This is a genomic window from Clostridium sp. CM036 (assembly GCF_055081135.1).
Window position 1 is genome coordinate 2,565,877 of sequence record NZ_CM143652.1, and the last position, 12,194, is coordinate 2,578,070.

The 12,194-nt window shown below is 31.2% G+C and carries 11 protein-coding genes; 2 read left to right on the top strand and 9 right to left on the bottom strand.

All coding sequences use genetic code 11. From position 1 onward, the window contains the following. Positions 1-212 precede the first annotated feature (212 nt). On the top strand, positions 213-413 hold the full coding sequence (locus ACWJKE_RS12025) for a cold-shock protein (protein ID WP_071611001.1): 201 nt from the start codon (positions 213-215) through the stop codon (positions 411-413). A gap of 222 nt (positions 414-635) precedes the next feature. Continuing rightward, entirely contained in the window at positions 636-815 is a 180-nt protein-coding gene (locus ACWJKE_RS12030; RefSeq protein WP_165412906.1) for a hypothetical protein, read from the top strand. Between the two features lie 65 nt (positions 816-880). Here ACWJKE_RS12030 and ACWJKE_RS12035 read toward each other — a convergent pair whose 3' ends face one another. The 9 genes from ACWJKE_RS12035 to metG all read right to left on the bottom strand — a co-directional run bounded on the left by ACWJKE_RS12035 (position 881) and on the right by metG (position 11,860). After that, positions 881-1,711 carry a hypothetical protein gene (locus ACWJKE_RS12035; RefSeq protein ID WP_220286916.1) on the bottom strand — a complete coding sequence of 277 codons (831 nt, stop codon included), beginning with the start codon at positions 1,709-1,711 and terminating at the stop codon, positions 881-883. A 360-nt stretch (positions 1,712-2,071) separates the two neighbouring features. Further along, positions 2,072-2,656, bottom strand: a complete 585-nt coding sequence (locus tag ACWJKE_RS12040) for a hypothetical protein (RefSeq protein ID WP_216303313.1) — start codon at positions 2,654-2,656, stop codon at positions 2,072-2,074. Positions 2,657-2,767: 111 nt separating this feature from the next. Further along, entirely contained in the window at positions 2,768-4,285 is a 1,518-nt protein-coding gene (locus tag ACWJKE_RS12045) for a DUF7922 domain-containing protein (protein ID WP_462953378.1), read from the bottom strand. A 77-nt stretch (positions 4,286-4,362) separates the two neighbouring features. Further along, a complete protein-coding gene (rsmA, locus tag ACWJKE_RS12050) occupies positions 4,363-5,199 on the bottom strand; it encodes a 16S rRNA (adenine(1518)-N(6)/adenine(1519)-N(6))-dimethyltransferase RsmA (protein ID WP_220286918.1) in 837 nt (278 codons plus the stop codon). After that, positions 5,180-5,743 (bottom strand): ribonuclease M5, encoded by a 564-nt coding sequence (gene rnmV / locus ACWJKE_RS12055; RefSeq protein ID WP_165412902.1) that lies wholly within the window; start codon positions 5,741-5,743, stop codon positions 5,180-5,182. The genes rsmA and rnmV overlap by 20 nt, the downstream gene beginning before the upstream one ends. Before the next feature lie 200 nt (positions 5,744-5,943). Continuing rightward, positions 5,944-6,984 (bottom strand): 3D domain-containing protein, encoded by a 1,041-nt coding sequence (locus ACWJKE_RS12060; protein ID WP_216303310.1) that lies wholly within the window; start codon positions 6,982-6,984, stop codon positions 5,944-5,946. 269 nt (positions 6,985-7,253) lie between these two features. After that, positions 7,254-8,021 carry a TatD family hydrolase gene (locus ACWJKE_RS12065; protein WP_220286919.1) on the bottom strand — a complete coding sequence of 256 codons (768 nt, stop codon included), beginning with the start codon at positions 8,019-8,021 and terminating at the stop codon, positions 7,254-7,256. Positions 8,022-8,242: 221 nt separating this feature from the next. Beyond that, positions 8,243-9,760, bottom strand: coding sequence for a DUF445 family protein (locus ACWJKE_RS12070; protein WP_462958851.1), 1,518 nt, complete (start codon positions 9,758-9,760; stop codon positions 8,243-8,245). 159 nt (positions 9,761-9,919) lie between these two features. Continuing rightward, a complete protein-coding gene (gene metG / locus ACWJKE_RS12075) occupies positions 9,920-11,860 on the bottom strand; it encodes a methionine--tRNA ligase (protein ID WP_220286921.1) in 1,941 nt (646 codons plus the stop codon). Positions 11,861-12,194 lie beyond the last annotated feature (334 nt).

Sequence of the window (12,194 nt, forward strand, 5' to 3'; positions counted from 1 at the left end):
AAATAATAAAGTGTTGTAGGTAAATATATTTTTATAAATAGCTATGATATTATAATATAAGTTGTGTTTAGATACATTTTAGTAAAAAAATAGTATAAATACATAGATAATATTATTATTTTCAAAAAACTATTTAAAAATTCACCAAAGTGTAGTATCATAATAGTTATGTTACAAATGTTACAAATTTTTTTATTCAGGAGGAAAGTTATATGAAAACAGGTACAGTTAAATGGTTTAATTCAGAAAAAGGGTTTGGTTTCTTATCCGTAGAAGGAGAAGAGGATGTATTCGTACATTTTTCAGCTATTCAAGGAGACGGATATAAATCTTTAGAAGAAGGACAACAAGTTCAATTCGAAATAACTACTGGCGCTAGAGGCCCTCAAGCTTCAAACGTTACTAGATTATAATTCAAAATCTAATCTATAATATAAATTAATTATAGAAAAAACACCTATCACTTTGTGATAGGTGTTTCTTAGTTTATGTATAATATAAATCATACTCTCTCGCACGCAAGTCCATTTGTTCATATTATACATAAAAACATTATCACTTTCATGAATATAATAGTGTTCTTTGCTAAAACTATAATAAATATAGTTTATTTATTATGAAAGGATGGTTTTATAATGTTTGGTAAAATAATAGATATGAGCAATACTGATGCTTTTATAAATTTTTTAAATGGAACTAGTATAAACGTAAGTGTTTCCCGCTTACCTAAAAATTCAAAAATAGGAGATACTATTGATTTAAATATTGATGCTCCTACTAATATGCTTAACGATACAATGATAAATTTTCTCTAATTAAGTTTAATAATAAAAACTGCATTTATTTTTAAATACAGTTTTTTATTATTTTTTGCAAATTATTAAAATCCATTAGGTTTTTCATCTTCAAAAATTTCAATATTCCATCCTTTATCGTATTTCGCTACTACGTAATACTTCTTTTCCTTCTCATTCGCTTTATTCTTAATCGTCACAGAAGATTTGTATATAGTGGATTTGTATCCTTCCGTTTTAACACTTACTAACTCATCATATCCTGTATTTTTATCTTTTACCAATAGTGCATTAAAATCATTTAATAGCTTACTTTTAAATGATTCTAAATCAGTTGATAATATAAATTTAGCCACTTCATTATCTTCACTTATATCGACAAATATTTTTTTGCTTTTATCATCATCCTTTATATACTTATCTAATACCTTTAAAATAGAATCATAATATACAGTTTCAAAATCTATAGGCTTTCTAATATTCCAAAAGTTTTTGATGATATCATTGTCAATCCTTTTAGATACAATATAACTTTTATCTGCACTATATAAATTAGCTCCATCTTTTTTATCAAGTCCCGCTATATAACTAAATTTATGGACTTTATCGACACCTTCATACATTTCAAAAATATAATCAGCCTCTAGTGTTGATTTTTCATTAACTTCCTTAGCTGACGATAAAATTTTATGTAAATCTTTTATAGCTATTTCATCCGTAACCACAAATCTAAAGCTTTTATCTCTAGTACTTTGTATTATTATTTTTTTAATTCTCCCCTGCTCAATATAATCAAAATCAACATTTTTCACTCCAAGCTTTACTTTAATTACATCAAAGCTTTTACATCCAGTAAATATAAATGAAGTTATAATTATAAAACAAAATATAATTAGTTTGCTTTTATTTTTAATCATTTGTTATCCCCCTAGCTAATCTCTGCAGGAAATAACAATTATATATTGTTATCCTAACTCTCAAATATTATTTCCACAAAGTTTCTTTTGTTATTTTAAAATTCATCTCCTTTTTATTCCCTTTATTTAAGCTGCTTAGCACAATAAAATACTAAGAGAATCATAATTGATCCTCTTAGCTCATGACTTGTTAAATCATCACCTTCAGTGCTGCAACAGCTCCGCAGGTGATGACTTAATGACTCACAATATGGTAATGGACGGTCTTTTAGATATCATTAAATAAATTATAATACTTTAAAAAGTTTTAAGCAACTCTAATTAATTTCATACGACATTCGGAGAGATGTCTAATCCATCCTATCGAACTTTCAAAGTCTCAACTATACTTTCAAAAATAGCTCCATAAGTCTCTTTAAAATTAACATTTCTTGTAAAAAAAGAAATTCTATAAAACTCTTTTCCATCATCAATAAAATATTCATAGGCCTTGTACCAATTATTATCGCTTACATTAATTAAGTATTTCACTAAGTATGTCTTTTTCCCATTTATAATAGTGTCATCTATTTTATAATTTCTAATCGCATTTTGCTTCTGTGATATCTCCTTGCTACTATCTAAAAATGCTTTTAAGTCCTGTTTATTTTTCCAAACTTCTACAAAGCCATGAATAACTGCATCATTTGATTGAAAATCGTTATGATACATAATCTCACCACCAGAAAATTTTTTTTCTTTAGTCGTCCATCCAACCGGCAATTTGTAACTTACCTTTCCGTCTATAGCTGTATAATCATTAAGTAATTTAATATCATTCTCCACAAGAATAGTAGCTTTTAGCTTGTCATCAAATTGTTTTGATATCCCCAAAAGCGTGATCATCAGTCCGAGGATTATTACTATAATTCCAACTTTTTTTCTGTTTATAAGTATAACCTTCACTGTACCCCTCCACATATTAATGTTAATATACTATATGATATACATTAAAAGAATATTAAAAAATTAAATGTGCGACTAAATTATTTAGCCACACATTTAATTCTACATATATTATTTTTTTAAAGGTACAACAATTGTAGAATTTTTAAAATCATAAAACATCAGCCAATATCCCATTTCATCATTCTCCTTATCTGAAATCCAACTTACAAAACCAGTTTTCCCTCCATAAGGTTGATGAGTTTTAGCTCTACTTCCCGGTATTCCATAAACAATATATTTCATTTTCCCACTTGAGTCACATTTATATCCTAACATAAAAGATTTATAGTTTCTAATATACGGATAATACGAAATCATAGGATAATATGCTATTGTATATTTGTTATAGTCACTCAAATCATACATATTCTCTAAATTACTAACCGGTACTTTATACCATTTGCACCATTTAATTTCATTAGAAAAGTCAGGTACTTCATCAAAATCTTGCGCTACTACCTTGAAGAATTCTCCCATAGCGCCTTTAGGATATTCCTCTTTTGAAGACTTTTTCTCCTTATAATTACACTCATCTTTTTTATCTTCTTTATGTTGCTTTTTATCCTTATCTCTATTTACATCAAAATCATCTTCAAGTTTCTTAACTTCATTTTTTCCCTTTAGTTTGTCTGAAATCTCAACATCTTCAATATTAATTCTTTGCGTAGTATCTACCTTGTCTACTTTATCGACTTTATCTTGAGCTTCTAAAGGTCCAAGATCTTCGGTATTACCTCTTTTCATTGTTTCTACTTTTGTATCCGCTGCTTCATCCACCTTCTCATGAGTCTCTAAATGTTCGACTACTTCATCAGCTACTTTATCTTGAGCTTCTAAAGATCCAAGATCTTCGATATTACCTCTTTTCTTTGTGTCTACTTTTGTATCCGCTGCTTCATCCACCTTCTCATGAGTCTCTAAATGTTCGACTACTTCATCAGCTACTTTATTTTGAGCGTCTAGAGGTCCAATATCTTCGGCATTGCCTCTTTTCTTTGTGTCTACTTTTGTGTCCGCTGCTCCATCTACCTTCTCCTGAGCTTCTAAATGTTCGACTACGTCAGCATTTTTCACTTTAATTAATTCAATGCTTTGTTCATATTCATCAAATTCATTACTTATATCATCTGCTCTAGTTTCCTTCTTATCCTTATTACAATCCGCTAGTTTATAGTTTTTCCACTCATTTGGTTTATCTGTTGTTGAAAATCCACTCATTATTGAAATCACATTAACATCTAAGAATTTTACAATTGCAGCTCCAATAATTTTTTCAGCAGAAATGCCGGTATCCGCTATATTGTCCATATCATATTCATGGGAAATGTCTACCCTACCGTGATCGTCTATGTTCAATTTACCAACTTTTATAATTTTGTTTACATCTTTTTTGCCGCATATTAAAATCATGTAATAAGGTTGTTTTTCCTTCCTTAGGTTTTGCACGTAGTATGAAACCTTACATTTACTGTTTTTCATCTCAAGCTTTGCATATCCAGATGGAATCTTGTCAGCTTCTAATGAATAGCCTTTTTCATCTTCTTGTAATATAATAAAGTACCTACTATAATTTTTTTTAGGTGTCACCTGCATTTACCTCCATATAAAACTTATTCATTATAATATATGAACCATATTATAAAAAATGAACACTATATAGAAATTTATTTTACAAGTCCTATTTCATCCGAAAGCGTTGCAAACTCTTGCAGTGATAAAGTCTCGCCTCTCCTCTTAGGATCAATGTTTGCTCTTTCAAAACATTTTAGTAAATCTTCTTTAGGAATTCCTATATCTTTAACAGAATTCCATAAGATTTTCCTTCTCATATTAAAAGATTTTCTGACTATAGAGAAGAATAATTCTTCATCCTTCACCTTAACTTTAGGCTCTTTTAATCTATCTAATCTTATAACCATAGATTCTACTTTAGGCTGCGGCAAAAATGCTGAAGGCGGCACGAGCCGAAGTATTTTCGTGTCACAGTAGTACTGAACTAATATTGAAAAGGCTCCGTAAGCTTTGCAATTTGGCTCTGAATCTATCCTCTGCGCAACTTCCTTTTGTATCATTATAGTTAAAGATTTAAAATTATAACCCCCAGTAAGTAAGTTAACAATTATTGGTGTTGTTAAGTAATATGGTAAATTAGCAACTAATTTTACAGATTTTTCATCCTTAATTAGTTCATTAAAATCCACTTTTAAAGCATCATTATGTATAAGCTCAAAATTATCGAACTCTTTTAATTCATCTTGCAAAATCGGTAAAAGTTTTTCGTCTAGCTCTATAGCACAAACTCTTTTAGCTCTCCTTAAAAGTGCTCTAGTTAATGTACCAAATCCTGGTCCTATTTCGATTATAAAATCTTCTTCATTAACTTCTGCCCCCTCTACAACATCGTCTAGCACAGAGTCATCTATTAAAAAGTTTTGGCCTAAACCTTTTTTGAATCTAAATTCATATTTTTTACTAACCTCACTAATCGTCAAATCTGCCATAATTCATCTCCTTGTTTATTTTTTGTACAGCATTTATAAATTCTTCTTTTATAATTCCATAATTGTTTAACCTAGTTATAAATTGCGCCGAATTACCGTATCCTATACCTAATTCGTTTCCGAGCGCATGGCGTCTTTCCTTAGCTCTAATATCTGCTGTTAACTTGAAAAATATCATATCTTGCACGTCAAACTCTTTTCTTTTCTCTTGGACTTCAAATTTTGCAGTTTCGAGAGCCCTTAATATTGTTTCAGGTGATGCATTTTCAACACCTATATCTCCGTCCTTAGTACCTTCCTTTTGAGATATGTACGCATGTTTTACATTTGCTACTCTTTTGGTAATAATCTTTCTTATTTTTTCTCCAGCAAAGTCTGGGTCTGTAAATACTATTACCCCTTTTCGCTTTTGCGCTTCCCTTATTTTACTAATTACCTTTTCGTTGATTCCAAAGCCTCCTACAGAAATTAGTTCAGCGTCTACCGCTCTTTTAACTGCTGTGATATCATCTCTTCCCTCAACTACTATCACTTCTTTAATCATATTGTCCTCCTAATTCTTCATACCGCAGGGCACCACTTATTATGTGGTTATCGACCTGCTATGATAAACTAAGGCATTTTCCTTATTATATAATCATAAAAAATAAAAACATCCCTTAGTATTTCTTTTTATTGCTGTATCTATAATACCATTTTACTTATTAATAGTGAACTATAAAACAAAAAAAGGAGCTTGCGCTCCTATTTAACAATATAAATACTTACATTTCGTGCTCCCCAACCCCACATTTCATCACTGGAGTCGTAATACAAATCTATATGATTACCCTTTATAGCTCCACCTATATCTTCTGCAATACCATATCCGTACCCTTCTACGTAAATCTTGCTTCCTAATGGAATAACGCTAGGATCAACGGCTATAGTACTATATCCCTCTGAGTTTCTTTTCGCCCTCACCCCTGTGCTAGTTATACCAAAGTCAGGGTCGCCCGCACTCTTACCAGTGCAACTATAATCAGCAGTATATGCTGTTGCCCTAACCTTCAGTTTCCTAGTATAACTAATATCGCCTCCACGGGATGGTGTATATACACTAGTAGTACCTAATGCAATTATTTCCTTAACGGGCTGTGCTTTAAATTCTTCATTAACTAATTTTCTAGATACTTCTTTGCCATTTTCATAAACAACAGCTGAAGTTATAACCTTCTGACCAGTTATGCCTTTTTGAATAACTTTCTTTACACCTTTATTTAGTTCATCGCTGCTTTTAATTTCGGTTGCAAATTTAACTGCTTTAGTTTCCTTCACATTCTCAGTGTTTACTCTTGTTACCCTTACTGCGAGACCTGATTTTAGCGAATCACTTTTTAATGGGGTAATCTTGTCTTCATCACCTAATACAATTTTTTCTGCTTTTAGCATATCTTCTACCGTTTTTTCAGCAGTTTGTATATTTAACTCTTTCCCATCAACTGTTACTTTGACATTTACAGCTTTTTTTATATATATTTTATCTCCGTCTTTTACTTTACTGTCTAAACTAACTGTTATTTGGTCTTTTGACCCTAATGCTATATTGTTACTTTTTAGTATTTGAGTAACATTACTTTTTAAAGTTATAACTTCTATAGACTTTCCATCTACAATAACAGATATAGCTTTTTTCATGTTAAACATAGTAACTGAAATGCATGTTAATAATAGCATTACTACAAAAAATGTCTTGGGACCATTTGAAAAATAGTTCTTAAAATTATTTTTCGCGTTTTTTATCATATAAATTCCCTCCCTTAGTCAAGAATACTTGGGTATTATACCTTGAAGCATTAAATATGTCAAATTTCGACCCAATTATTCTTAGTTTCGACTTTTAATGCATCTTTTTGCATATAATTATATTCTTAAACCATCTCAACTAGCCCATTCTTGAGGGTAACCCGGCAAATTAATATTCACCATTAAAATCATATGTTGGAAATTTAATTTTAATTACCAACAATTCTGTGTAAAATTATCACACTAATTGTATTAATAACCATTCTACACTATTTGTAAATTTTTAGCAATTGTTTTATATTATATATTGTTGCATTTTCAATTTCTCCTATGGTTTTACCCTTAACTTCTGATATTTTTTCTATTATGTACTGAATATAATCCGATTGGTTTCTTTTCCCTCTATGTGGTACAGGCGCCATGTATGGACAATCCGTTTCCACTAGTATCCTGTCCATTGGTACGATCCTTGCAATCTCTGCCGTTTTCTTTGCATTTTTAAAGGTTATAACACCAGTGAAGCCTATATAATACCCTAATTTTAAACACTCCTTAGCAAATTCAACACTTCCTGAAAAACAGTGAACTACCCCTACTACTTCCGGAAATTTCTTTAATATATCTAACGTATCTTTATGGGCGTCCCTATCATGAATAACCACTGGTAATCCAAGTTCTTTTGCAAGCTCCATTTGAAGTTTAAAAGCCGCTTTTTGAATTTCTCTATCCGGGTTTTCGTCGTAATAATAATCTAATCCTATTTCTCCTATAGCTCTAACCTTTGGATAATGTGTTAAATTCCTTAATTCTTCAATAATTTCCTCATTAACAATATTTGCATATTCAGGATGTATTCCTACCGCCGAGTATATAAAATCATATTTATTCGATAACTCTACTGACATTCTTGCACCGTCAAGTGATGCACCGCAGTTTAAAACCCCTATTACTCCTTTATCGTTTAACCCCTTTATTACTTCTTCTCTATCTCCATTAAAGGCCTCATCATCATAATGTGCATGTGAATCAAATATCATAATCTATACTGTCGTTAAACCCGTTAATTTCAAAAGTTTAATTACAGTTTTCACCATCCTTTCTATGTAATAATAAATTCTTTAATATAATTCAAATGTCTGTTTGATATTATATCACTAATATTCAACTATTTGCAAAATTGTATAATCGACAATTTAGTTAAAATAAATAAAAGCCACTTTACGACGAAAGTGACTTTTACCTATTAATTAGTAATGTACTAAAGCGACCCTAATACAGGTGATAATAACCCCATAATTGCGCCTAGCAGTGCTCCGAGCCAAGTTATAGCTCTTAACTCTTTACTAGCAATGTCTAATATAATTTTCTCTGAAAAAGCTACATCAAATTCATTGATTTTGTCTTCAACTATCTTAGCTACATTCAACACTTCAATTACGTCAGCAGACTTATTCTCTACGAATTTATTGTATAGCTCAAGAGCTACTTTGGAAACAGATTGGGGTATTTTATCCCCCTTTCCATTAAATATTGATTTAGTTCCCATATGTAAGAATCTATTAATCATTACAGATACTATTTCTGTAATTTTTATTTTTGCAGAATTGCTTTTTGCCATAGCTTCTATTCGACTTTTTATAAATTTTTCTATTTCATTTTTATAATCTATGCCTATTTTTTCGAGCAACTCCTCAATAGACATGTACTTATTAAATTTACCCTCTAACTTATCAAAAGTGTCACTAATAAATTTTTCATCTATAACCTTTGTTGTAAATAAATTAATCAAAGGCTCTATACCGTCGTCTATCCCTTCTCCTGGTAATTCAGAAAGCACAGTAGATATTGAATTTTTGAGCAACTTGTCTATTATATCATTAATAATTAAGGCAATATCATTATGATTTTTCGTATCATCTAAGAATTCGTCTATCCCAATTGCAACTTTTTCATAAACACTATCCACATTCATAAACATTGCTATCATGGGGCTTAGTTTAGTACTTATTGTTTCCCCTACAATTTTTCTTAATTTCTGACTGTTTTTTTCTTCTTTCATTGTTTTTTTTATTTCCATGGCAATATTATATCTTTTCCCATAAACATACACTTTTAAATTGCTTATCATCTTACTAGGTATAACTTCCTCAAAATTCTTGTCTAAAACCACTAACTGAGCTACCTTATCTTTTAATATTTTTTGAATTTCCTTATAAAATTCTTCCGAATTTTTATACTCAATAACCATGTTTAACGCTTTATTTTTTATTGAATTATATAATTCACTTTCACAAATGGTTTGTGGTTTAACCTTTAGTTCTAGCATTATTTGTGCATATGCATATTTAGCAATACCTTGTTTAACATCTTCTTCATTTATATACTCTATAAGTAATTTAGAAAGATTAGTATTAGTATTCTGCAAAAAAGCACAATATTCATCGCCTAATAGGGATTTTATCTCATCTTCTACTACATTCTCGCTATTCCCCATAGCAGACACCTTACTTTTCACCCAAGAATCCAATTGCTGATTCATATCTTCACTGCATAAAGACTCCATAATTGTTTCCTTTGTCAAAAGATGTTGGCCTATAGACTCACCCACACTTTTAGCAATTCTAGATTTTTCTTTTGGTATAAGACCTGGAGTAAATGGAACTTTAAATTTAAAAAGTCTAATCTCATTGTGAGGTCTAAACAACATCTTTATAGCTAACCAATTGGTTATATACCCGATAACAGCTCCGATTAAAGAACCTATAATAAATTTCATATTATTTACCTCCTTGTAATTCTTAGTAGTATTTATAACAACTAATTATAAATCTATCCTTATTAAAGTTCAATAGGTCGATGTACCCTAAATAAGGCACATTCAAATGCAAAAGCATGAAGTCTAATTTACTAGCACTTCATGCTTTCTAAACTCAAATTACCTTACTGTACTTCCAGTAGGTAATTCACCCGGCACCGATATTGCAAATAGCTTGCTATCGTCTTCTGTAGCTGCTGAAATTATCATCCCCTGTGATAATTCTCCCCTTAAAGTAACAGGCTTTAAATTAGCTACTAATACTACGTACTTTCCAATTAGTTCTTCTGGCTTATAGTGCTGAGCTATTCCTGAAATTACTTGTCTTACTTCTCCACCTAAATCTACTTTTAGCTTAAGAAGCTTTTTAGCTTTTTTCATTGGCTCGCACTCTAATACTTTAACCACTCTCATATCTATCTTGTCGAAATCTTCTATAGTAATTTCTTCTTTTAATTTCTCCATAGTAGGCTTTTGCGCCGCTTTTCTTTGTGCTTCTACAAGTGCATCAAGCTCCTCTATTTTAGCTTCTACATCTATTCTTGGGAACATTATATCACTTTTATTAACTTTTGTTCCTGCACTTGTTCCATCGAAGGATGCCAAGCTGTCCCATGTAGTTATTTCTGCATTTATTTGAGCATTTATTTTCTTACTTGTAGTTGGTAAAAACGCCGATATCAATACTGATGTCATTCTTAATGATTCTACTAAATTGTACAATACTGTACCCAGTCTTCCCTTTTGCGATTCATCTTTTCCAAGTATCCATGGGGTTGTTTCATCTATATATTTATTAGTCCGTCTAATAAGTGTCCAAGCATGGTCCAATGCTTCAGAAATTTTCAAATCTCCTATCGCTTTCTCTACCTTACCTGGAACTGCAAGCGCTAGTTCTATTAGTTCATTATCAACATCAGCTTTTTCTGATGGTGCTGGAATAACGCCGTCAAAATACTTTTCTACCATTGTTACTGTTCTTGATAATAAGTTTCCTAAATCATTAGCTAAGTCTGAATTTGTTTTCCTTATGAATATTTCACTAGTAAATATTCCATCTGAACCAAATGGTATTTCATGAAGTAGATAATATCTTACTGCATCCACTCCAAAATGATTCACTAGTGTTACCGGATCCACTACATTTCCTCTGGATTTAGCCATTCTTACTCCACCGTCAACAAGAAGCCAGCCATGGCCAAATACTTGTTTTGGAAGCGGTAGGTCTAATGCCATTAGCATAATTGGCCAATAAATTGTATGGAACCTTAATATATCTTTACCTATTAAGTGTACATCCGCCGGCCAGAATTTCTCATAAAAAGATGTATCTTCGCCATTATATCCAAGGGCTGTTATATAGTTTGATAAAGCATCTACCCATACATATATAACGTGGCCTGGATCAAATTCTACCGGTATTCCCCAGTCAAAGGTTGTTCTTGAAACACATAAATCTTGAAGCCCTGGTCTTAAGAAGTTATTTAACATTTCATTTTTTCTTGATTCTGGTTGAATAAACCCTGGATGGGTCTCTATATATTCTATAAGTCTGTCAGCATATTTTGACATTTTGAAAAAATACGCTTCCTCCTTTGCTTTCTCCACAGGCCTCCCACAATCAGGGCATTTCCCATCTACTGCCTGAGTTTCTGTCCAGAAAGATTCACAGGGAGTGCAGTACCATCCTTCATATGCACTTTTATATATGTCACCTTGATCATATAGCTGCTTAAATAACTTTTGAACAGACTTCTTATGATACTCATCTGTAGTCCTTATAAACTTATCATAGCTTATGTCCATAAGCTCCCACAATTCTTGTATGCCCGCTACTACTTTATCTACATACTGTTTTGGAGTGACCCCTTTTTCCGCGGCTATTCTTTGAATCTTTTGACCATGCTCATCTGTTCCCGTTAAAAACATTACATCATAGCCTGTAAGTCTCTTAAATCTAGCAATTGCATCCGCCGCAACAGTTGTATAGGTATTACCGATGTGTAGTTTTGCTGATGGATAATAAATTGGTGTAGTAATGTAAAAAGTTTTTTTAGTCATAGTTTTATCCTACCTCTCGTATTGAAATTATTTATAGTTCTCAATCCCATGAATATAAATATATTAACTAGCTTTAATAATCCCTAAAGATTATAATTTCCCGGAAAATAAAAAAGTCTCTAAACAGAAAAAAATTCTGTTTAGAGACGTATTTAACGTTTTACCACTCTAATTTATCTTTACATCACTATAAAGACCTCAATGGGTGACCATCATCACCTGTCAATATAACGGTTGCTCCCGTATTATCCTAACAATTAAATTTAAAAGTATATTTTCACAATAAACTTTAAATTTTTCACTTAGATAATATGCTTAAAGGCCATCTTCATAA

Bases quoted from the DNA above. Each gene is read 5' to 3' on its own strand.
- ACWJKE_RS12025 (WP_071611001.1), top strand. From the start codon at position 213: ATGAAAACAGGTACAGTTAAATGGTTTAATTCAGAAAAAGGGTTTGGT.
- ACWJKE_RS12030 (WP_165412906.1), top strand. From the start codon at position 636: ATGTTTGGTAAAATAATAGATATGAGCAATACTGATGCTTTTATAAAT.
- ACWJKE_RS12035 (WP_220286916.1), bottom strand. From the start codon at position 1,711: ATGATTAAAAATAAAAGCAAACTAATTATATTTTGTTTTATAATTATA.
- rsmA (WP_220286918.1), bottom strand. From the start codon at position 5,199: ATGGCAGATTTGACGATTAGTGAGGTTAGTAAAAAATATGAATTTAGA.
- rnmV (WP_165412902.1), bottom strand. From the start codon at position 5,743: ATGATTAAAGAAGTGATAGTAGTTGAGGGAAGAGATGATATCACAGCA.
- ACWJKE_RS12060 (WP_216303310.1), bottom strand. From the start codon at position 6,984: ATGATAAAAAACGCGAAAAATAATTTTAAGAACTATTTTTCAAATGGT.
- ACWJKE_RS12065 (WP_220286919.1), bottom strand. From the start codon at position 8,021: ATGATATTTGATTCACATGCACATTATGATGATGAGGCCTTTAATGGA.
- ACWJKE_RS12070 (WP_462958851.1), bottom strand. From the start codon at position 9,760: ATGAAATTTATTATAGGTTCTTTAATCGGAGCTGTTATCGGGTATATA.
- metG (WP_220286921.1), bottom strand. From the start codon at position 11,860: ATGACTAAAAAAACTTTTTACATTACTACACCAATTTATTATCCATCA.